The sequence below is a fragment of the Streptomyces sp. NPDC043876 genome (assembly GCF_056435825.1).
In genome coordinates this window covers 221,211-243,390 of sequence record NZ_JBWKDV010000009.1, presented here as the reverse complement: position 1 = coordinate 243,390, position 22,180 = coordinate 221,211, and the positions used below count along the sequence as shown (strand labels likewise).

Sequence of the window (22,180 nt, the reverse complement as noted above, 5' to 3'; positions counted from 1 at the left end):
CAACGGGCGGCTCAGAGCACGTCCCCGTCCCGCCAGTCGAAGTCGAGCCGCCCGGTGTGGTCCAGCAGGATCCCGCCGGGCGTGGTCCACACGTACGTCGACCCCTCCTCCCCGGCGAGCCGTTCGGGCCCGCCGGGGCCGAGGACGCCGAGCTCCCCGCCCCACACCCGCCAGCCCCGGCCCGCGTACAGCGCGGCCCCCTCCTCGGACGCCGAGAGCGCCCCGAGGACGTAGGCCCGCGCGATCACCCCCTCCAGCGCCGCCACGACCGCCGCGCCCAGCCCCCGGCGGCGGCGCTCCGGCCGGACGGCCACGGCCTCGACGTACCCCGTGCGCAGGGACCGGCCGCGGTACAGCGCCCGGCGCATGACGACGCTCCCGTGCGCGACGAGCCGCCCCTCCTCGCGGACCAGGGCGTGCATCCCGCCGAGGGCGTGCTCGAAGTCGAGGTCGTCGAAATCCCCGCGGAAGGCCTCGTCGAGCAGGCCCCGCACCGCGCCCAGTTCCCCCTCGTCCAGCTGCGCGGTGTGCCGCAGCGAGACGTGCCGTCCGGATGCCCCGTCCTCGTCAGCCATCCGGGGACCGTACCAAGCGGCCGGCCCCGCATCCCGCCCCGTATCCGCTATGCAGACACGCAATGTCACCCACCGGCCGGATTCGGCCGACACGGCCCTGGCGGTCTGGACCATTGGCTCGGCACACTCCCCCCATGTCTCCCGATACCCAGCAGTGGACCCCGATCCACGGCCAGCCGTACCGTCCCGCCCCCTACCGCCCCGAGCGGATGCCGGCCGGGGAATCCCTCGCGCGCGCCGCCGAGTTGCGCGGGCGGATGGACGAGCGCAGGACCGTACGCCACTTCTCCCCCGACCCGGTGCCCGAGCAGGTGGTCCGGGACGCCATCGCGTGCGCGGCGACGGCGCCCTCCGGGGCGCACCAGCAGCCGTGGACCTTCGTCCTGGTCAAGGACCCGGCCGTCCGGGAACAGATCCGCGCGGCCGCCGAGCAGGAGGAGGAACTGTCGTACGACGGCCGGCTCGGCGACGAGTGGCTCGCCGCCCTGCGCCCCATCGGCACGGACGCCGTCAAGACCCACCTGACCGACGCCCCGGCCCTGATCGTGGTCTTCCAGCAGCGCTACTGGCTCGGCGAGGACGGCACGAAGCACAAGCACTACTACGTCGACGAGTCGGTGGGCATCGCGGTCGGCATGCTCCTGTCCGCCCTCCACCTCTGCGGCCTGGCGGCCCTGATCCACACGCCGAGCCCGATGCGCTTCCTGGGCCAGGTCCTGAACCGCCCGGAGAACGAAAAGGCCTTCGCGGTCATCCCGGTCGGCTACCCCGCCGCCGACTGCAAGGTCCCGGACCTGACCCGCAAGTCCCTGGACCAGGTCCTGGTCGAGGTCTGAATGGGACCGCCCCCGCTCCGGACTTGGGGGTACCGGAGCGGGGGCGGGGTTCTGCGGGGCCGGTGCGGCCCGGGGGCGTCAGCCCATGTGCGGGTAGCCGTACTCGGTCGGCGGGACCAGGGTCTCCTTGATGGAGCGGGTCGAGGTCCAGCGCAGCAGGTTGGAGGCCGCGCCCGCCTTGTCGTTCGTACCGGACGCGCGGCCGCCGCCGAAGGGCTGCTGGCCGACGACGGCGCCGGTCGACTTGTCGTTGATGTAGAAGTTGCCCGCGGCGAAGCGAAGCTTGTCCATCGCGTCGGCCGCCGCGTAGCGGTCCTGGGCGATGACGGCGCCGGTCAGCGCGTACGCCGACACCGACTCCATCTGCTCCAGCATCGCGTCGAAGGCGTCGTCCTCGTAGACGTGGACGGCCAGGATCGGGCCGAAGTACTCGGTCGTGAAGACCTCGTTCGCCGGGTCGGTGCAGGCGATGACGGTCGGGCGGACGAAGTAGCCCGTCGTGTCGTCGTACGTGCCGCCCGCGATGATCTCGCAGGTCGGGTCGGCCTTCGCCCGGTCGATCGCGGCCTTGTTCTTCGCGAAGGAGCGCTCGTCGATGACCGCGCCGATGAAGTTCGACAGGTCGCGGACGTCACCCATGGTGATGCCGTCGACCTCCGCCGCGAACTCCTCCTTGAAGCCGTCGTTCCAGATCGAGGCCGGGACGTAGGCGCGGGAGGAGGCCGAGCACTTCTGGCCCTGGTACTCGAAGGAGCCGCGGGTCAGGGCGGTCTTCAGGATCGCGCGGTCCGCGGACGGGTGCGCGACGACGAAGTCCTTGCCGCCGGTCTCGCCGACCAGGCGCGGGTAGGACTTGAAGTTCTCGATGTTGTTGCCGACGGACTTCCACAGGTGCTGGAAGGTCTTGGTCGAGCCGGTGAAGTGGATGCCGGCCAGCTCGGGGTGGTTCAGCGCCACCTCGGAGACGGCGATGCCGTCGCCGGTGACCAGGTTGATGACGCCCTTGGGCAGACCGGCGGCCTCCAGCAGCTCCATGAGGAGGACCGCGGAGTGGGTCTGGGTCGGGGACGGCTTCCACAGGACCACGTTGCCCATCAGGGCGGGAGCGGTCGGCAGGTTGCCCGCGATGGCCGTGAAGTTGAACGGCGTGATCGCGTAGACGAAGCCTTCGAGCGGGCGGTGGTCGCTGCGGTTCCACACGCCGGCGGAGTTCGCGACCGGCTGCTCGGCCAGGATCTGGCGGGCGAAGTGGACGTTGAAGCGCCAGAAGTCGACGAGCTCGCAAGGGGTGTCGATCTCGGCCTGCTGGGCGGTCTTCGACTGGCCGAGCATGGTCGAGGCGGCCAGCTTCTCGCGCCAGGGGCCGGACAGCAGCTCGGCGGCGCGCAGGATGATCGCCGCGCGGTCGTCGAAGTCCATCGCGCGCCAGGCCGGGGCGGCGGCGAGGGCGGCGTCGATGGCCTCCTGCGCGTCGGCCTGCGTGGCGTTGGCGTAGGTACCGATGACGGAGGCGTGGTCGTGCGGCTGCACGACGTCGAAGCGGTCGCCGCCGCCCATCCGCTTCTCGCCGTTGATGGTCATCGGCAGGTCGATCGGGTTCTCGGCCAGCTGCTTGAGCTGGAATTCGAGGCGCGCGCGCTCCGGGGTGCCGGGGGCGTACGAGTGGACCGGCTCGTTGACCGGCGCGGGGACCTGGGTCACAGCATCCATGGGGCTGGTAACTCCTTGAGCTAGGTCTGACTAGTTCTTGGTGATCATCGAGCGGACGAAGAAGAGGAGGTTGGCGGGCTTCTCCGCGAGGCGGCGCATGAAGTAGCCGTACCAGTCCGTGCCGTACGCCGTGTAGACGCGCATCCGGTGGCCCTCCGCGGCGAGGCGCAGGTGCTCGTCGCTGCGGATGCCGTACAGCATCTGGAACTCGTACTCGTCGGGCTTGCGCCCGGCCTGGCGGGCCAGCTCCTGGGCGATGGCGATCAGGCGCGGGTCGTGGGACCCGATCATCGGGTAGCCCTCGCCCTCCATCAGCGTCTTCAGGATGCGGACGTACGCCTTGTCCGTCTCGGCCTTGTTCTGGTAGGCGACCTCGGCGGGCTCCTTGTAGGCGCCCTTCACGATCCGGACGCGGCTGCCGGCGGCGGCCAGGCGGCGGGCGTCGGCCTCGGTGCGGAAGAGGTACGCCTGGATCACGCAGCCGGTCTGCGGGAAGTCCCGGCGCAGCTCCTCGTGGATGGCGAACATCGAGTCGAGGGTGGTGTGGTCCTCGGCGTCGAGCGTGACGGTGGTGCCGATGGCGGCGGCGGCCTCGACGACCGGGCGGACGTTGGCGAGGGCCAGCTCGTGGCCCCCTTCCAGCGCCTGGCCGAACATGGAGAGCTTGACCGACATCTCGGCGCGCTCGCCGAGGCCCAGCTCGGCGAGGCGCTCGATGAGCCGGAGGTAGGCGTCGCGGGCGGCGTGCGACTGCTCGACGGTGGTGATGTCCTCACCGACGACGTCGAGGGTGACCTCCAGGCCCTTCTGCGTGAGCTCCACGACGATCGGGATGACCTGGTCGACCGTCTCGCCGGGGATGAACCGGTTCACCACGGGCTTGGTCACCGGAGCGGCGGAAACGATGCGGCGCATCTTGTCGCTGCGCGAAGCGGCAAGGATCGCGGGACCCAGCACGGGCACCTCCAACGGGTGGCAGACGTGAAAAGAATGGCAAGCAAGACCACCGTGAAACCTAGGGACCGCCTCGATCCTCTGCCATCGACAGCTGTCACGCATCCGTGGCCGCGATCTCATACAGATGTCTGAAGGGCGGCCGGGCGGGTGGGAGAATGGCCGCGTGAAAGGCGATTACCAGGACCTGGTGGACGAGATCTCGGCGCTGCTCGGCGCCCCGGCGACGCTGGAGAACCGGGACTTCCGCCTGATCGCCTTCGGTGCGCACGACAGCGAGGACGACCTCGCGATGGACCCGGTACGGACCCGCTCGATCCTGACGCGCCAGTCGACCGCGGCGGTACGGGCGTGGTTCGAGGGGTTCGGCATCACCCGGGCGACCGGACCGGTACGGATTCCCGCGGCGCCGGAGGCGGGGGTCCTGCGCGGGAGGATCTGCCTGCCGGTGCGCTACCGCGGGATCGCCCAGGGGTACGTGTGGCTCCTGGACGCCGATCCGGGGCCCGGGCCGGACCAGCTGGCCGCGGCCCTGGAGGTGGCCGAGCGGATCGGCGTCCTGATGGCCCAGGAGGCGAAGGCGGGCGCCGACCTGTCCCGGGAGTTCCGCGCGGTGCTCACCGCGGGGCGGGGCTGGCAGCGGGACATGGCGGTGGCCGCGCTCCGGGTGGCCCTGGGTCCGGACGCGGAGGGCCCGCACGCGGTGGTGTGCGTGACCCCCTGGAGCGGGCGGAACGGGCAGGCCCCGCCCTCGGTGCCGGGGGCCGCGGCCGTGTGCCTGGTCCCCCGGGCCCCGGGGGACGACGGCGCCGAGGGGCCCGCGGGCTTCGCGCTGGCGGTCCTGGTGCGGCTGCGGACGGCGGACCTGCTGACCCCGGCGCACACCACGGCGGCCCGGCTGCTCGCGGGGGACGCCGCGGCCGCGGCGGGCGGGTCCGCGACCGCCGGGATCGGGGTCCCCGGGGCCGGGCTGGCCGGGCTGCCCGGCGCCTGGGAGCAGGCGGTGGCGGCGGCCCGGGCGGCAGCCGCGCAGCCCCTGCTGGGGCCCGTCGCCGAGTGGTCGCAGATCGGCCCCTACCGGATGCTGGCGGCGCTGGCGGCGGCCCCCGGGCTGGCCCGGGACGACCCGGCGGCCCGCGCCCTGCTGGAGCCGGCCCACGCCGAGCTGGCCCGCACGGCGGAGGTGTACCTCGACTGCGCCGGCCAGGCGGGCCGCGCGGCGGCGGCCCTCGGCATCCACCGCCAGACCCTGTACTACCGGCTGGCCCGGGTGGAGAAGCTGACGGGCCTGGACCTGGACGCGGGCGAGGACCGGCTGCTGCTCCACATGGCCCTCAAGGCGTCCCGGCTGAGCGGCTGAACCGCGGGCGCCGACGCCCGTACGCCGAAGGGCCCGGGGTCTGCCCCGGGCCCTTCTTTCACACCTTCGTGTCGGGCGTCGGTCAGCCCAGGTTGACGGAGCGGGCGGAGACCGCGCCGATCTCCTCGGAGATGGCCGCGAGGACCTCGACCGGCACCTCGGCGTCCACGGTGAGCACGCCGAGCGCCTCGCCGCCCTCCTCGGCACGGGCGACCTGCATGCCCGCGATGTTCAGACCGGCCTCGCCCAGCAGGCGGCCGACCGCACCGACGACGCCGGGGCGGTCGGTGTAGCGCAGGACGACCATGTGGTCGGCGAGCGACAGGTCCACGTCGTACGCGCCGATGCCGACGATCTTCTGGAGGTGCTTGGGACCGGCGAGGGTGCCGGAGACCGAGATCTCCTGACCGTCCGACAGGGTGCCGCGGACGGTGACCACGTTGCGGTGGTCCGGGGACTCCGACGAGGTGGTCAGGCGCACTTCGACGCCGCGCTCCTGCGCGAACAGCGGCGCGTTCACGTAGGAGACCGTCTCGTCGACGACGTCCTCGAACACGCCCTTGAGCGCGGAGAGTTCGAGCACCTTCACGTCGTGCTGGGTGATCTCGCCGCAGACCTCGACGTCGAGGCGGACCGCGACCTCGCCCGCGAGGGCGGTGAAGATGCGGCCGAGCTTCTCGGCGAGCGGCAGGCCCGGACGCACGTCCTCGGCGATGACGCCGCCCTGCACGTTGACCGCGTCGGGGACGAGTTCACCGGCGAGCGCGAGGCGCACCGACTTGGCGACCGAGACGCCGGCCTTCTCCTGGGCCTCGTCCGTGGACGCGCCGAGGTGCGGGGTGCAGACGACCTGGTCCAGCTCGAACAACGGGGAATCCGTGCAGGGTTCCTTCGCGTACACGTCGAGGCCGGCGCCCGCGACGCGGCCCTCCTTGATGGCCGAGTACAGCGCGGCCTCGTCCACGATCCCGCCGCGGGCGGCGTTGACGATGCGCACGGACGGCTTCACCTTGTGCAGGGCCTCGTCACCGATGAGACCGAGGGTCTCCGGGGTCTTGGGCAGGTGCACGGTGATGAAGTCGGCGACCTCCAACAGCTCGTCCAGCGTCAGCATCTTGACGCCCATCTGGGCGGCGCGCGCGGGCTGTACGTAGGGGTCGTAGGCGACGATCTTCATGCCGAAGGCCGACATGCGCTGAGCGACCAGGACGCCGATGCGGCCGAGGCCGACGACACCGAGGGTCTTCTCGCTCAGCTCGACGCCGGTGTACTTGTTCCGCTTCCACTCGCCGTTCTTCAGGGCGGTGTTGGCCTGCGGGATGTTGCGCGCCGTGGCGACGAGCAGGCCGCAGGCCAGCTCGGCGGCGGTGACGATGTTGGAGGTCGGAGCGTTGACGACCATCACGCCGGCCTTGGTGGCGGACGAGACGTCGACGTTGTCCAGACCGACGCCCGCGCGGGCGACGACCCTCAGCTTCTTCGCGGCGGCGATGGCCTCGGCGTCCACCTTGGTCGCGGAGCGCACCAGGATCGCGTCGGCGTCGGCGATCGCGGGCAGCAGCTCCGCGCGGTCGGCGCCGTTGCAGTGCCGGATCTCGAAATCGGGGCCCAGGGCCTCGACCGTGGCGGGCGACAGCTCTTCGGCGATGAGTACGACAGGTTTCGAGCTCACGTGGGTCCTCACAAGTCCATTGCGGACGGCCGTCCCGACGGCCGCAGGCGTGGAGGGGGTAGCCGCGTGGAAGACGCACGACACTGTGGGCCTGACGCGTTGTCTGTGCAGTGTAATGGCGTTGCGGGACCGCTATTCCGCCTGTCCGGAAGGATCACCCGTCCGTGGTTGGCCGGGGTGGACAAGGCAGTGCACCGGGAAGACCTGGATCCGGCGGAGCCGGGTACGCGGCGGGTGCCGGGACGGCGCGTCCCGGCACCCGCCGCGCGGGGCTCAGCTCTCGTCGTTGTCGACCCAGCTCATCAGCTTGCGCAGCTTCTTGCCGGTGGTCTCGAGCAGGTGCTCCTCGTCGGCCTTCTTGTACTCGTTGTACTTCGGCAGACCGGCCTTGTACTCGGCCATCCAGTTGTTGGCGAAGGTGCCGTCCTGGATCTCGGCGAGGACCTTCTTCATCTCGGCCTTGGTGGCGTCGGTGATGACGCGCGGGCCGGTGATGTAGTCGCCCCACTCGGCGGTCTCGGAGACCGACCAGCGCATCTTCTCCAGGCCGCCCTCGTACATGAGGTCCACGATGAGCTTCAGCTCGTGGAGGCACTCGAAGTACGCGATCTCCGGCTGGTAGCCGGCCTCGGTCAGGGTTTCGAAACCGGCCTTGACCAGGGCGGAGGCGCCACCGCAGAGGACGGCCTGCTCACCGAACAGGTCGGTCTCGGTCTCCTCGGTGAAGGTGGTCTTGATGACGCCGGCGCGGGTGCCGCCGATGCCGGCCGCGTAGGACAGGGCCAGCTCGAAGGCCTTGCCGGTCGCGTCCTGCTCGACCGCCGCGATGCACGGAACGCCGCGGCCCTCTTCGTACTGGCGGCGCACCAGGTGGCCCGGGCCCTTGGGGGCGACCAGGGCGACGTCCACGTCCGCGGGCGGCTGGATGAAGCCGTAGCGGATGTTGAAGCCGTGACCGAAGAAGAGCGCGTCGCCGGCCTTGAGGTTGTCCTTGATGGACGCCTCGTAGACCTCGGCCTGGATCGGGTCCGGGGTCAGGATCATGATGACGTCGGCCCAGGCCGAGGCCTCGGCAACGGAGACGACCGTCAGGCCCTGCTCCTCGGCCTTGGCCTTGGACTTGGAGCCCTCCTGGAGGCCGACGCGGACGTCGACACCGGAGTCGCGCAGGGACAGCGCGTGGGCGTGGCCCTGGCTGCCGTAGCCAATGACCGCGACCTTGCGGCCCTGGATGATGGACAGGTCGGCGTCGTTCTCGTAGAACAGCTCGGCCACTGGGATATCTCCTTGGTGCGCTGGTGTTGCACCCACCGTACGGCGGGGAACGGAATCAGAGGTTTCAAGTCTCGCTATGCGAGCAGGTGGCGGGGCTGCCTGCTCGCTCAGCGGTGGATCAGGCGCTGCGGTCGAGCGCGCGCAGGCTGCGGTCCGTGATGGACCGGCCGCCACGCCCTATGGCGATCGTGCCGGACTGCACGAGTTCCTTGATGCCGAAGGGCTCCAGCATCTTCAGCATCGCGCCGAGCTTGTCGGTGCCGCCGGTCGCCTCGATGGTGACGGCCTCCGGGGACACGTCGACCGTCTTGGCGCGGAACAGCTGGACGATCTCGACGATCTGCGAGCGGGTCTCGTTGTCGGCGCGGACCTTCACCAGGACGAGCTCGCGCTCGATGGCGTTGTGCTGCTCCAGCTCGACGATCTTGAGCACGTTGACCAGCTTGTTGAGCTGCTTGGTCACCTGTTCGAGCGGGAGGTCCTCGACGTTGACGACGATGGTGATGCGGGAGATGTCGGGGTGCTCCGTGACACCGACCGCCAGCGAGTCGATGTTGAACCCGCGGCGGGAGAACAGCGCGGCGATCCGGGCGAGGATGCCGGGCGTGTTCTCGACCAGGACGGAGAGCGTGTGCTTGGACATGTCGGTCGTTCTCTCTTTCGCTCTTCGCTCAGTCGTCTTCGTTGTCGCCGAAGTCGGGACGGACGCCCCGCGCGGCCAGGACCTCGTCGTTCGAGGTGCCCGCGGCGACCATCGGCCACACCATGGCGTCCTCGTGGACGATGAAGTCGATGACCACCGGACGGTCGTTGATCGCGTTGGCCTCTGCGATGACCCGGTCCAGGTCGGCCGGGTCCTCGCAGCGCAGCGCCACGCAGCCCATGGCCTCGGACAGCTTGACGAAGTCGGGGACGCGGGTGCCCTTGCGGGGGGCGCTGGACTCGCCGAGCTGCGAGCCGACCGCCGTGCCCTGACCGGTTTCGTCGGCGTGCAGGACGGTGTTGGAGTACCGCTGGTTGTAGAACAGGGTCTGCCACTGGCGGACCATGCCCAGCGCGCCGTTGTTGATGATCGCGACCTTGATCGGGATGTTGTTCAGCGCGCAGGTGACCAGTTCCTGATTGGTCATCTGGAAGCAGCCGTCGCCGTCGATCGCCCAGACCGTGCGCTCCGGCATGCCGACCTTGGCGCCCATCGCGGCCGGGACCGCGTAGCCCATGGTTCCGGCGCCGCCGGAGTTCAGCCAGGTGCGGGGCTCCTCGTAGTTCACGAAGTGCGAGGCCCACATCTGGTGCTGGCCGACGCCCGCAGCGAAGATCGTGCTCTTCGGCGCGAGCGCACCGATCCGCTCGATGACCTGCTGCGGCGACAGCATGCCGTCCTCGGGCAGGTCGTAGCCCAGCGGGTAGGTCTCGCGCCAGCGGTTGAGGTCCTTCCACCAGGCGGTGTAGTCACCGGCGTGGCCCTCGGTGTGCTCGGCCTGGACGGCCTGGACCAGGTCGGCGATGACCTCGCGGGCGTCTCCGACGATCGGGACGTCGACGGCGCGGTTCTTGCCGATCTCGGCGGGGTCGATGTCCGCGTGGATGATCTTCGCGAAGGGGGCGAAGCTGTCCAGCTTGCCGGTGACGCGGTCGTCGAAGCGGGTGCCGAGGGCGATCAGCAGGTCGGCCTTCTGCAGGGCGGTGACCGCGGTGACGGCGCCGTGCATGCCGGGCATGCCCACGTGCAGCGGGTGGCTGTCGGGGAAGGAGCCGAGCGCCATCAGGGTGGTGGTGACCGGGACGCCGGTCAGCTCGGCGAGGACCTTCAGCTCGGCGGTCGCGCCGGACTTCATGATGCCGCCGCCGACGTACAGGACCGGGCGCTTGGCCTGGCAGATGAGCTTGGCCGCCTCGCGGATCTGCTTGGCGTGCGGCTTGGTGACCGGCCGGTAGCCCGGCAGGTCCTGGGTCGGCGGCCAGCTGAAGGTGGTCTTCGCCTGGAGCGCGTCCTTGGCGATGTCGACCAGGACCGGGCCGGGACGGCCGGTGGAGGCGATGTGGAACGCCTCGGCGATCGTCCGCGGGATGTCCTCGGCCCTGGTGACCAGGAAGTTGTGCTTGGTGATCGGCATGGTGATGCCGACGATGTCCGCCTCCTGGAAGGCGTCGGTGCCGATCGCCTTGGAGGAGACCTGACCGGTGATCGCGACGAGCGGCACGGAGTCCATGTGCGCGTCGGCGATCGGGGTGACGAGGTTGGTGGCGCCGGGCCCCGAGGTGGCCATGCAGACGCCGACCTTGCCGGTGGCCTGCGCGTAGCCGGTGGCGGCGTGACCGGCGCCCTGCTCGTGGCGGACCAGGATGTGACGGACCTTCCGGCTGTCCATCATCGGGTCGTACGCGGGGAGGATGGCGCCGCCCGGGATGCCGAAGACGGTGTCGCACCCCACCTCTTCGAGAGAGCGGATGAGGGACTGCGCACCCGTGACGTGCTCAACTGCGGCGGTGTGGGATCCGCCGTTACGGGCCCGCGGCTGCGGATGGTGGGCCCCGGTGGCCTGCTCGGTCATCGGCATTCTCTTCTCGAAGCTGAGGGTTTTTGCGAGGGTTCGGTGTGTGCCAGTGCAACAAAAAACCCCTCGTGCCGGGAGGCAAGCGAGGGGAGCGCGTCGGGTGCGTTGAGCGGGGGCATGAGTGACCCTGCTTCAGCCGACGCGCTTTCCAAGTACGAGAATTCGGGTGCGCATGGCACTGACCCTCCCTCCGGCGGGAGGTCGGTGTCAAGCGGGTGGGACGGGCGTCTCATTATGTGAGCCCCTATGGATGGCCATCGGTCCGCCGAGTGAGCCGCCGGCCAAGGCAGGCTGGGCCGCCCCGCCCGGTACAGGGAACGTACCGCGCACGAGGGCGCGGCGCAGCCGGTACTCGTCGAGAGGCCCGGAGAAGGCCATTCCCTGCCCGTGCGTGCAGCCCATCGCGCGCAGTGCGGCGAGCTGCTCGGGGAGGTCCACCCCGTCCGCCACCGACTGCATTCCCAGATCATTTGCGATCCGCAACAGACCTGCGGTGATCTTGTGCAGCCTGGCCGATTCGACCACCCCTTCGACCAGCCCGCGGTCCAGTTTGAGTACGTCGACCGGGAGCCGGCGGAGGGCGCTGATGGCCGCGTAACCGCTGCCGAAGCCGTCCAGGGCGATCCGGACGCCGAGCCGCCGCAAGGCCGTCAGGCGGCGCTCCAGCTCGTCGAAGGGCACACGGGGGTCACTGTCCGCGAGTTCGATCACCAGCGCGCCCGAGGGCAGACCGTGCCGGGCCAGCAGGGATTCGACCGAGCCGCCCGGCACCGACCGGTCCAGCAGCCGCTGGGCGGTCATCCGGACGGCGACCGGTACGTCGTGTCCGGACCGGTGGCGTTCGGCGGCCTGGTCCATCGCCTCCTCCAGCAGCCAGCGGCTCAGCTCGGCGGCCCGGGAAGCGTCCGGGACCGCGGTCGGCACCGGCCCGCAGGGCCCGCCGGGACCCGCCGCGCCCTCGCTGTATTCGGCCACCCGGAGGAACTCGGCGGGAGTGAAGAGGATCCCCTGGGCCGAGCGCCAGCGGGCCTGCGCGGCCACCGCCGTGACCTCACCGCTGGCCAGGCAGACGACGGGCTGGTGGAGCAGCGCGAACTCGCCCTCGTGGAGCGCGGTGCGCAGCCGCCCCGCCAGCTCCGCCTTGCGGACCACCTCCGCCTGCATCTGGGGCGCGTACAGCTCGACCCGGTTCTTGCCGCCGGCCTTGGCCCGGTACATGGCCAGGTCCGCGTTGCGCATCAGGTCCGAAGGGGTGATGCCGGGGTCGGCGAAGGCCACCCCGATGCTGGCGGCGACCCGGACGTCACTGCCCGCGATCCGGTAGGGCTGGGAGAGCGTGGTGCGCAGCCGGTCGGCGATCTCGTGGACCTGGTATTCGCGGGCGGAGCGGTCCCGGCTGCCGTCGCCGATGATCAGTGCGGCGAACTCGTCCCCGCCGAGCCGGGCGGCGGTGTCCCCGGCGCGGACGGAGTCCTGCAGGCGGCGGGCGGCCTCGATCAGGAGTTCGTCGCCGGCCTGGTGGCCGATGGTGTCGTTGACCGCCTTGAAGCCGTCGAGGTCGATGAAGAGCACGGCGGTGCTGTGGTCCCCGGCCCGGCGGCCGGTCAGGGCCTGGCGGACCCGGCGGGTGAAGAGGGCCCGGTTGGGCAGATCGGTCAGCGGGTCGTGTTCGGCGCTGTGCTGGAGCTGGGCCTGGAGCCGGACCCGTTCGGTGACGTCCCGGCTGTTGAGGATGAGCCCGCCCTGGTGCCGGTTGACGGTGGACTCCACGTTGAGCCATTCGCCCGCGCCGGACCTGAAGCGGCACTCGATGCGGGTGGTGGGCTCCTCGGCGGGCGGGGCGGCGAGGAAGCGGCGCACCTCGTGGACCACCCGGCCGAGGTCCTCGGGGTGGATCAGCGAGGAGAGCTCCCGGCCGACCAGGTCCTCGGCCTCCCGGCCGTAGACCCCGGCGGCGGCGGGGCTGACGTAGCGCAGTATCCCGGTGGGCGCGGCGATCATGATGACGTCGCTGGAGCCCTGGACCAGGGACCGGAAGTGGTTCTCCTTCTGGGCCAGTTCCTGGGTCAGGGCGATGTTGTCGAGGAGCATGATGCCCTGCCGGATGACCAGGGCCAGGACGACGGTGCAGCCGGTGAGGACGACCATGCGGTCGACCTTCCGGCCCTCGATCACGTTGTAGAGGATCCCCAGGGTGCACACGGCGGCGGCGAGGTACGGGGTGAGCGCGGGCAGCGAGCCGGTGATCGGGCGGCTGACCGGGCGCACCTCGCGCGCGTGCGCGAAGAGCAGCTCGCTGCCGCCGCGGGCCGCGCCGCGCCGGGCGGCGGCCGTGCGTCCCGCTCCGCCGCCGCGCGCGGGACGCGGGGCGCGCGGGACGGGCCTGCTCCGGGGTGCCTCGGGTACCGGGTGCGTCCGCGGGGCGCCCCAGGGCGCGTAGGCCAGCAGCAGGGAGCCGGCGAACCAGCCCGCGTCGAGCAGCTGCCCGGACTGGTAGTGGGCGCTCAGCAGCGGCGAGGTGAAGAGGGCGTCGCTGAGCACGGTGAGCGCGAGGGCCGCGATGGCGGTGTTGACGGCCGAGCGGTTGGTCGCGGACCGGCGGAAGTGCAGCACGAGCACCATCGAGACCAGCGCGATGTCCAGCAGCGGGTAGGCCAGGGACAGTGCGGCCCGCGGGACGCTGCCGAGGGCGCCCGACTGGGCGGTCCGGGCGGCGTGCGCGAGGGCCAGGCTCCAGGAGAGCGTCAGCAGGGATCCGGCGATGAGCCAGGAGTCGAGTGCGAGGCAGACCCAACCGGCCCGGTTGACGGGGCGCTTGGCGAGGACGAGGAGTCCGACGATGGCGGACGGTGCGAAGCAGAGGAAGGCGAAGTCTGCGACCGAGGGCTTCGGCACTTCCTGGCCGAGGACGACCTCGTACCAGCCCCAGACGAGGTTGCCGACGGCGGCCATGAGCGAGGAGAACGCGAACAGCAGCCAGGCGGGGCGTTCGCGGCGGCCGATGGTCCTCGCGTAGTGGTAGCAGGAGACCGCGGCCAGTAACCCGGCGGCGCTGAGGCCGAAGTCGCCCATGATCTCGGCGGCTTCCTTGGAACCCCAGCCGACGGCGGCCCCTACGGCGTATCCGGCGCTGATCACGGCGAGGAGGAGCTGCGCTGCCAGGCCCTTGCCGCCACTGGCGGCCGGCGGCCGGGTCAGGAGGGCCCCGGGGGCGCTCACCGGTCCGCCTCGGTGGCTGGTTTCGGTACGCGCTGTCGTCGCTTGCGGCGGCTGTGCCGCGCCGGATCCTTCGCCCATTGGCCGTACATCGCCCGTCGCCCCCCAAAGTGTCCGATCACTCCCCAGCGCCAGACGAACGCGCTGCATCCCCTTGCTCCGGACGATACACCACTTTCGTCACTCAGGGACATAGAGCTTCTACTCTCCGTCACCACCAAGGGAGTTGCACGCACGGCGCGCGTTCACCCGGCTACACAAGGTGTGCGAGTGGCCTCATTTGGTCGTCAGCACCGTGTTCGAGAGCGGCTCCCCGGCGGCCAGCGCGGAGAGCTGACGGGCCACCAGCCGCTTGGCCCGCGGCTCGAACGCCGAGCTGCTGCCGCCGACATGAGGGGTGATCAGGACATTTCGAGCATGCCAGAGCGGGTGCCCCGCTGGCAGCGGTTCGGGGTCGGTGACGTCCAGGGCCGCCCGCAGCCGTCCCGCGTCCAGCTCCGCCAGCAGCGCGTCCGTGTCGACGACCGGGCCGCGGGCGACGTTGACGAGCAGCGCCCCGTCCCGCATCCGGGCCAGGAACCCGGCGTCGGCCAGCCCCCGGGTCTCCTCGGTGAGCGGGGTGGAAAGGATCACGACGTCTGCGCCGGGCAGCAGTCCGGGCAGGTCGGCGAGGGCGTGCACCGGCCCGCGGGCGGCCGTGCGCGCCGAGCGGGCCACGCGGGTGATCCGGGCGCATTCGAAGGGCGCGAGCCGGTCCTCGATGGCGGCGCCGATGGACCCGTAGCCCACGATGAGGACGGACTTGTCGGCGAGGGCCTCGTAGAAGCCAAAGCGCCACTCCTCCCGGTCCTGGCCGCGGACCATGCCGGGGATTCCGCGCAGGGAGGCGAGGACCAGGGTGAGGGCGAGTTCGGCGGTGCTGGCCTCGTGCACGCCGCGGGCGTTGCACAGGTGCACGCCGGGCCGCAGGACGTCGAGGCCGCCCAGGACGTGATCGATGCCGGCGGTCAGGGTCTGGACGGCGCGCAGCTCGGGCATGTGCGCGAGCGGGCGCACGGTGACGGCCGGGGACTTCATGTAGGGGGTGACGTAGAAGACGCAAGCGGCCGGATCGGCCGGGAACTCCTCCTCGCCGTCCCAGTGCCGGTAGCGGTAGCGGTCGGGGAGACCCTCGATCTCTTCGGCGGGGAAGGGCAGCCAGACGTCCGCGGTCTTTGAAGTCATGATCACGAGGCTATGCGAAGCGGTGGTGATCAAGCCGTTAGTTTGGGTGGCGGAGCGGGAGGGGGACCGAGGAGTGGAGCGCAGGTCGATCGGGGCGTCGGCGCTGACGGTGGGCGCCATCGGGCTCGGCTGCATGCCGATGAGCTGGGGGTACGCCGCCTCGGGGCGCGAGGGCGCCGAATCGCTGCGGACGGTGCACACCGCGCTGGACCTGGGCGCGAACCTGCTGGACACGGCCGACATCTACGGGCCCTACACGAACGAGCTGCTGGTGGGCCGGGTGCTGCGGGAACGGCGCGCGGACGCGTTCGTATCGGCCAAGGTGGGCCTGCGGACGGGCGACCAGCACGTGGTGGCCGACGGTCGGCCGGGGTACGTGCGGCGGGCCTGCGACGCCTCGCTGCGGCGGCTGCGGACCGACGTCATAGACCTCTACCAGCTGCACCGGGTGGACCCGGACGTTCCGGTGGAGGAGACCTGGGGCGCCATGGCGGAGCTGGTGGGCGCGGGGAAGGTGCGCGCGCTGGGGTTCTGCGCGCTGGGGGCGGGCGCGGGGCCGGGGGCCGGGCGCCTCGGGGACCGCGCGTACACGGTGACACTGCGCCATCTGGAGCGGGCGCAGCAGGTGTTCCCGGTGAGCGCGGTGCAGGCGGAGCTGTCGGTGTGGTCGCCGCAGGCGGCCTGGCAGCTGCTGCCGTGGTGCCGCACGCGCGGCGTGGGGCTGCTGGCCGCGATGCCCATGGGAAGCGGCTTCCTGACCGGAACGCTGACGCCGGGGCAGGGCTTCGAGGAGACGGACGCGCGGGCCCGGCACCCCCGGTTCACGGCGGACGCGATGGCGGCCAACCAGGTTCTGGTGGCGGGGCTGCGGCGGATAGCTCAGCGGCACGAGGGGCCGGGCGGGCGGCCCGCGACGGTGGCCCAGGTGGCGCTGGCGTGGGTACTGGCCCAGGGGCCGCAGGTGGTGCCGGTGCCGGGGGCCGAGCGGGCCTGCTGGGCGGCGGAGAACGCGGGGGCGGCGGAGGTCCGGCTGACGGCGCGGGACCTGGAGGAGATCGCGGGGCTGCCGGCGGCGGTGGGAGCCTGGGATTAGGGGGTGTCCGGTGGGAGGATCTGCTCTCTTCCCCGTTCGGAGGCGTCCATCCCCACTCGATCGAGTGTACGAAGTGGCGGAACTTCGCCGACTCTGCGGGCTGTTGAGACAGGTGACCGGCAGGATCGTCGGGGTCGCCGGGATCCACGGTCGACGGGCGAGGGGCACGGAAGGAGCAGGGCGATGGGTACGGGAGCGATGCGGGGCCGCTCGGTACGGGGCGGGGTTCGGAGCAAGGCGGTGCGGGGCGCGGAGGGCGGGAGCGTGGGCGCCGGGCTCTTGGCCGCGGGAAGCGGGGCCTCCGGGAGCGCGGCCGGGCGGGGCGTGTGGGCGGCGGTGGCGCTGGCCGGGTGCGGGGCGCTGCTGGCGGCGGGATGCGGTCCGGCCGGGGGGCCCGGGTCCGGGGCGCCGGCGGGTTCGTCACCACCGGCGCGGGGTGCGGCGAGCCCGTCGGGGGGCGGTACGGCCTCCCCCACGCCCTCGGGGCCGCCCGCGAAGGGTTCGGTGACGGTGTCCGGCGAGGTCGCCAAGGGCCTGGAGTCGCCGTGGGGCGTGGCCGCGCTGCCGGACGGTGACCTGCTGGTGGCCTCGCGGGACAAGGGCACGATCTCCCGGGTCGGGACGAAGACGCGGAAGGTGACGGAGATCGGGAAGGTCTCCGGGGTGGCTCCGGGCGGCGAGGGCGGGCTGCTCGGACTGGCCGTGTCCCCGTCGTACGCCTCGGACCGGCTGGTGTACGTGTACTTCACTACGGAGTCCGACAACAGGATCGCCCGGCTCAGGTACGACGAGCAGAGACAGCCCGGCCAGCAACTGGGCGCGCCGGACACGGTGTTCCGGGGCATCCCGAAGGGGCTCGTGCACAACGGCGGCCGGATCGCCTTCGGCCCGGACAAGATGCTCTACGCGGGGACGGGCGAGACCGGGGAGACCGGGCTCGCACAGGACAAGAAGTCGCTGGGCGGGAAGATCCTGCGGATGACGCCGGACGGGCAGCCGGTGCACGGCAATCCGGAGGCCGACTCGGTCGTCTACTCCTCGGGGCACCGCAATGTGCAGGGGCTCGCGTGGGACAAGGACAAGCGGCTGTGGGCCTCGGAGTTCGGCCAGGACACCTGGGACGAGCTGAATCTGATCGAGCCGGGCGGCAACTACGGCTGGCCGGAGGCCGAGGGGAAGGCGGGCAAGCCGGGGTTCATCGATCCGGTGGCCCAGTGGAAGACCGACGACGCCTCGCCGAGCGGGATCGCCTACGCCCAGGGGTCGATCTGGATGGCCGGGCTGAAGGGTGCCCGGCTGTGGCGGATTCCGCTGGAGGGCACGAAGCCGCTGGCGGAGCCGGAGGCCTTCCTCCAGGGGACGTACGGGCGGCTGCGGACGGTGGTGGCGCTCGGCGGGGACAAGCTGCTGCTGGTGACCAGCGAGACGGACGGGCGCGGGACGCCGGAGCCGGGGGACGACCGGATCCTCAGTCTCACGGTGCGCTGACCGGCCACCGGCCGGCCCGGGCGCGGGCCGGACCGGCGCGGGCCGGATGAGCAAGGGGCGACCTAGGAGGGGGTGCGGGTGAAGAGGCGCAGGCGGTGGGCGAGGGCGGCCGCTTCGCCGCGGCCGGCGACGCCGAGCTTGGCCAGGATGTTCGAGACGTGGACGCTGGCCGTCTTCGGGGAGATGAAGAGTTCCCCGGCTATCTGACGGTTGCTGTGGCCCACCGCGACCAGGCGCAGGACCTCCCGCTCGCGGCTGGTCAGGCCGAGGCTCTCGGCCGGGTCGGGCGCGGACGCGGGGTGGGCCGGGGCGGCACGCTCGTCGGGGGCGGTGAGCTGGAGGCGGCCGCGCCGGGCGAGCAGGGCCAGGTCGTCGCGGAGCCGGAGCGAGCCCAGTTGCTCGGCGGTGGCGTGGGCCGCGCGGACCAGGCCGGCGGCGTGCTCCCGGTCGCCGCCCGCGGCCAGCAGTGATTCGGCGAACCGGTGGCGGGCCCGGGCCAGGAGGTACGGGCGGTCCAGCGGCCGGACCGCGGCCTCGACGGCGGTCCAGTCGTCGGGGGTGTCGCGGTCCTCGGCGCGGAGCAGTTCGGCGCTGACGAAGGCGGCGTGCGCGGCCCACAGCGGCACCGGGGCGGAAAGGGCGCGGGTGGCGCTGCGCAGGGTCTCCACCGCCTCGGCGTGACCCGCGGCGGCGGCCGGCAGGCCCCGGGCGTCGGCCTCGGCGGAGGCGGCCGCGAGCAGCAGGGGCCAGGCGTAGCGGTGGTGGCCGAGCGGGAAGCCGTGCCCGATCGCTTCCGCGACCTCGGTGCGGACGTCGGCGATCCGGCCCTCCAGGGCGGCCACGCCGACCGCCAGGCGGTACATAGGGATCCGGTGCTGGGGCTGGGTGTCGTGCGTGCCGAAGTGCTCGTGGGCGGCGGCCAGCCACTCGGCGGCCGCGGCCAGGTCACCGCGGGCCAGGGCGAGGTAGGACAGGCGTGCGCAGGCCATGCCGCGCGGGGCGGCGCTCTGGCTGACGCGCAGGGTGCGCTGGGCGGCTTCGGTGGCCTCGTCCCACCGGCCGAGGCTGTAGAGGCTCTCCGCCATGTTGCCGCGCACCCACGCCTCGGAGTCCAGGAGCCGGGAGGCTCCGACGAGCTGGACCCCTTCTTCCGCCAGTTGTACCGCTTCCCGTGAGCGGCCGTTGTTTTCGAGCTGAGAGGTGAGGTTGATATGGGCACGACCCGAGAGCATGACCAGGCCGAGTTCGGCGGCCCGTTCCTTGACCTCGTACATCAGGGCGAGGCCGCCCGCCACGTCGCCGGCGTCCGCGAGCAGGGAGCCGAGGGTGATCCGGGAGTGCAGTTCCACTTCCTGGGCGCCGACCCTGTGCGCGTATTCGACGGCGCGTTCGGCGGCCGCGATGTTGTCCAGGCCGGGGTTGTGCAGCATCCCCCAGCCCGCCGCGCGGGAGAGCACGTCGGCGTGCACGTGGGACGGGGGCAGCCCCTCGACGAGTGCCTGTGCGGTGCTCAGTTCGGCCCATCCGTCGCCGCGGCCCAGACTGGCGACCAGCTTGGAGCGTTCGGTCCAGAACCATGCGGAGCGCAGTGGGTCGTCCTCGTCCTCCAGCATCCGCAGGGCCATCTTGGTTATCTTCAGGGCGCGTTCGCGTTCGCCGCCGAAGCGGGCCGCGACGGTGGCCTCGGCCAGCAGGTCGAGGCGGCGCAGCGGGGTGGTCTGCGGGTCGCAGCCGCACGGCGGGTACACCTCCGTGTAGTCCGCGGGGCGGAGCTCCGCGCGGACCTCCGCCGGGGCGCTCTCCCACAGGTCGATGGCCCGGTCCAGCAGCCTGAGCTGCTCGGAGTAGGCGTGCCGGCGGCGGGCGGCGACGGAGGCGGCGAGCACGGCGGGCAGGGCCTTGGCCGCGTCGTTGGCGTAGTACCAGTAGCTCGCGAGCCGGATGGTCCGCTCCGAGGCGCAGACGAGGCTTTCGTCGGCCTCCATGGCCTGGGCGTAGCGGCGGTTGACGCGGGCGCGTTCGCCGGGCAGCAGGTCGTCGCTGACGGCTTCGCGGACGAGCGAGTGCCGGAAGCGGTAGCCGTCGTTGTCGGCACTGGCCAGCAGGATGTTGGCGCCCACGGCGGCGCGCAGCGCCTCGATCAGGGCGTCCTCGGTCAGCTGGGCGACGGCGAGCAGCAGGTCGTGTTCGACGGTGGAGCCGCCCTCGGCGACGATGCGGACCACGCGCTGGGCGGCGTCGGGCAGCACCTCGACGCGGACGAGCAGCAGGTCGCGCAGGGATTCGGTGAGGCCGGTGCGGCAGCCGCTCTCGCGGCAGGCGACGAGTTCCTCGACGAAGAAGGCGTTGCCGTCGGAGCGGTCGAAGACGGAGGCGACCAGGGCTTCTTCGGGCGGCGCGGCCAGGATGCCGGCGAGCTGGCGGCGTACTTCGGCCCGGTTGAAGCGGGGCAGTTCGATCCGCTGGACGGTGCGCAGCCGGTCGAGTTCGGCCAGCAGCGGGCGCAGCGGGTGGCGGCGGTGGATGTCGTCGGCGCGGTAGGTGGCGACGATGACGAGGCGGCCGCTGGAGAGGGTGCGCAGGAGGTAGGCGAGGAGGTGCCGGGTCGAGGTGTCCGACCAGTGCAGGTCTTCCAGGACGATGACGACGCTGCGGTCGGCGGCGAGCCGCTCCAGCAGGCGTACGGTCAGTTCGAAGAGCCGGGCGGTGCTCTCCTCGTCGTGCGGTCCCCGGGGGGTGTCGCCGAGTTCGGGGAGGATCCGGGCGAGTTCGTCCTCCTGGCCCGCGGCCGCGGCGGTCAGCGCCTCGGGGAGCTGACGGCGCAGGCTGCGCAGGGCAGCGGAAAAGGGGGCGAAGGGAAGGCCCTCCGCCCCTATCTCCACACAACCGCCGACGGCGACGACGGCGCCGCGCCGCTCGGCCTCGCAGAGGAACTCCTCGGTGAGGCGGGTCTTGCCGACCCCGGCCTCGCCCCCGATGAGGAGCGCTTGCGGTTCCGCGGCCGCGGCCCGGGTCAACGCGTCGGTGAGTACGGCCAGTTCGTCGGCGCGGCCGACGAACACCGGGCTGACAGATCTGGTCTCCACGCCGCCGAGCATCGCACAGCGGTCCGGGTGACCGGCACTGGTTATCCGTGCGCTCCTCATCACGTGTCGGACCACGTGGTGCGGGACGCGGGTTACGCGGCCGGGGTGAACCGGTTGCGGTGCTCCCTCACCGGCCTCTCCGAGGCCTTCTTGAGTGAGAAGCGGCGGCGCGCGCCCCGCTCCTGGGCCAGTCGCGTCTGGCGGTACTCGGCGGCCTCACGGATGAGGTCGTCGCGGTGGGCGGTGGCGATCTCGTACACGAACATCTCGTACTCCCTGGTTGCGTTTCTCGGGCACCTCGTCCGGTGTGATCCAAGATTCGCGTCCCAGGGGGTCCGGGTGCATCGGGCGCATGCCGCATCTCGCCGGGCCCGGGGGCCTTAGGCGGGGGGTCCCGTGGTCCCGGAGGGCCTAAGGAGGGGCGTTCCCCCGCCTAGGCAGGGGAACGTGCGCCGTTTTCGCCCGTGGTTCCTAGCCGGCGGCCGGGGCCTTGGGGAGTTCGAAGAGGACGTCGAAGTACATGAGGCCGAAGATCAGCACGCCGATCACACCGAGTGCGACGGCGACCCAGGAGGCGGCCTTGACCCACTGCGGGTTGACCCGGCCGGGAGCCCCGAAGGAGGGGCCGACCAGCACGAACATGCCGATGAGGAGGGCGATCGTGGAAAAGACACCGTTGACGAGGGCGGTCAGGTGCCAGCCGTCGCTGTACAGCGCGCTGATCTTCTGTTCCATCGAGGTGGCGTTGACCGACTCGATCTGGCCTATGAGGCCCTGGCGCTCGGAGATCACCCGCGAGACCCAGGTACCGCTGAGGGCGACGAGGGAGAGCCCGGCGCCCGCGATGGCCGCGGCGGCGGCGAAGACGCCGGTGGGGCGGTCCTCGGTGTCCTGGTCCAGGAGTTCGTCGGACTCGTCACCGTCGAGGTCCCCGTCCGGGTCGCCGGCCACGTCCGCGATATCGGTGACCTCGACATCGGCGGCGGTGGTTCCGGTGACGGTGGCCTCGGCCGACTCCTTGGAGTCGGACTCGGGCGCGTTCTGGGCGGGGGTCTTCGTGGTGTCCATGCGGGGCACGGTAGGCGGCCTATCTGAGAGGTTCCTGAGAGCCGCGTGTGCGCGTGTGGGGGCCG

At 71.9% G+C, this 22,180-nt stretch carries 16 protein-coding genes; 4 read left to right on the top strand and 12 right to left on the bottom strand.

Annotation, left to right across the window (positions count from 1 at the left end; genetic code table 11):
• Positions 1-11: 11 nt before the first annotated feature.
• Entirely contained in the window at positions 12-575 is a 564-nt protein-coding gene (locus AC0693_RS27105) for a GNAT family N-acetyltransferase (protein WP_478803124.1), read from the bottom strand.
• 134 nt (positions 576-709) lie between these two features.
• Between AC0693_RS27105 and AC0693_RS27100 the strand changes: the two genes are divergently transcribed.
• Positions 710-1,411 (top strand): nitroreductase family protein, encoded by a 702-nt coding sequence (locus AC0693_RS27100; RefSeq protein WP_478803123.1) that lies wholly within the window; start codon positions 710-712, stop codon positions 1,409-1,411.
• 78 nt (positions 1,412-1,489) lie between these two features.
• Here AC0693_RS27100 and pruA read toward each other — a convergent pair whose 3' ends face one another.
• Both pruA and AC0693_RS27090 read right to left on the bottom strand, forming a co-directional pair.
• Positions 1,490-3,121, bottom strand: coding sequence for an L-glutamate gamma-semialdehyde dehydrogenase (pruA, locus tag AC0693_RS27095; RefSeq protein ID WP_478803122.1), 1,632 nt, complete (start codon positions 3,119-3,121; stop codon positions 1,490-1,492).
• A 30-nt stretch (positions 3,122-3,151) separates the two neighbouring features.
• A complete protein-coding gene (locus AC0693_RS27090) occupies positions 3,152-4,078 on the bottom strand; it encodes a proline dehydrogenase family protein (protein ID WP_469318271.1) in 927 nt (308 codons plus the stop codon).
• 163 nt (positions 4,079-4,241) lie between these two features.
• Between AC0693_RS27090 and AC0693_RS27085 the strand changes: the two genes are divergently transcribed.
• Positions 4,242-5,435 carry a PucR family transcriptional regulator gene (locus tag AC0693_RS27085; RefSeq protein ID WP_478803121.1) on the top strand — a complete coding sequence of 398 codons (1,194 nt, stop codon included), beginning with the start codon at positions 4,242-4,244 and terminating at the stop codon, positions 5,433-5,435.
• A gap of 82 nt (positions 5,436-5,517) precedes the next feature.
• Here the strand turns inward: AC0693_RS27085 and serA are convergent, their stop codons facing one another.
• The 6 genes from serA to AC0693_RS27055 all read right to left on the bottom strand — a co-directional run bounded on the left by serA (position 5,518) and on the right by AC0693_RS27055 (position 15,380).
• Positions 5,518-7,107, bottom strand: a complete 1,590-nt coding sequence (serA, locus tag AC0693_RS27080) for a phosphoglycerate dehydrogenase (protein ID WP_468464494.1) — start codon at positions 7,105-7,107, stop codon at positions 5,518-5,520.
• Between the two features lie 273 nt (positions 7,108-7,380).
• Positions 7,381-8,382 carry a ketol-acid reductoisomerase gene (gene ilvC, locus AC0693_RS27075; RefSeq protein ID WP_330332796.1) on the bottom strand — a complete coding sequence of 334 codons (1,002 nt, stop codon included), beginning with the start codon at positions 8,380-8,382 and terminating at the stop codon, positions 7,381-7,383.
• 118 nt (positions 8,383-8,500) lie between these two features.
• Positions 8,501-9,025, bottom strand: coding sequence for an acetolactate synthase small subunit (gene ilvN, locus AC0693_RS27070; RefSeq protein ID WP_053677671.1), 525 nt, complete (start codon positions 9,023-9,025; stop codon positions 8,501-8,503).
• Positions 9,026-9,053: 28 nt separating this feature from the next.
• Positions 9,054-10,943, bottom strand: coding sequence for an acetolactate synthase large subunit (locus AC0693_RS27065; protein ID WP_356412638.1), 1,890 nt, complete (start codon positions 10,941-10,943; stop codon positions 9,054-9,056).
• Positions 10,944-11,147: 204 nt separating this feature from the next.
• Positions 11,148-14,159, bottom strand: a complete 3,012-nt coding sequence (locus tag AC0693_RS27060) for a putative bifunctional diguanylate cyclase/phosphodiesterase (RefSeq protein WP_478803120.1) — start codon at positions 14,157-14,159, stop codon at positions 11,148-11,150.
• A gap of 273 nt (positions 14,160-14,432) precedes the next feature.
• Positions 14,433-15,380: a 2-hydroxyacid dehydrogenase gene (locus AC0693_RS27055; protein ID WP_478803119.1), complete on the bottom strand. Its 948-nt coding sequence runs from the start codon at positions 15,378-15,380 to the stop codon at positions 14,433-14,435.
• A gap of 73 nt (positions 15,381-15,453) precedes the next feature.
• Between AC0693_RS27055 and AC0693_RS27050 the strand changes: the two genes are divergently transcribed.
• Both AC0693_RS27050 and AC0693_RS27045 read left to right on the top strand, forming a co-directional pair.
• On the top strand, positions 15,454-16,473 hold the full coding sequence (locus tag AC0693_RS27050) for an aldo/keto reductase (protein WP_356412669.1): 1,020 nt from the start codon (positions 15,454-15,456) through the stop codon (positions 16,471-16,473).
• A 183-nt stretch (positions 16,474-16,656) separates the two neighbouring features.
• A complete protein-coding gene (locus AC0693_RS27045; protein ID WP_478803118.1) occupies positions 16,657-17,961 on the top strand; it encodes a PQQ-dependent sugar dehydrogenase in 1,305 nt (434 codons plus the stop codon).
• A gap of 62 nt (positions 17,962-18,023) precedes the next feature.
• Here AC0693_RS27045 and AC0693_RS27040 read toward each other — a convergent pair whose 3' ends face one another.
• The 3 genes from AC0693_RS27040 to AC0693_RS27030 form a co-directional block, all read right to left on the bottom strand.
• The gene (locus tag AC0693_RS27040) at positions 18,024-21,059 is read right to left on the bottom strand and encodes a helix-turn-helix transcriptional regulator (protein ID WP_478803117.1); all 3,036 of its coding nucleotides are present in this window, start codon (positions 21,057-21,059) and stop codon (positions 18,024-18,026) included.
• A gap of 80 nt (positions 21,060-21,139) precedes the next feature.
• Positions 21,140-21,313: a hypothetical protein gene (locus tag AC0693_RS27035; protein WP_356412644.1), complete on the bottom strand. Its 174-nt coding sequence runs from the start codon at positions 21,311-21,313 to the stop codon at positions 21,140-21,142.
• Positions 21,314-21,518: 205 nt separating this feature from the next.
• A complete protein-coding gene (locus AC0693_RS27030; protein WP_478803116.1) occupies positions 21,519-22,115 on the bottom strand; it encodes a hypothetical protein in 597 nt (198 codons plus the stop codon).
• Positions 22,116-22,180: the final 65 nt, after the last annotated feature.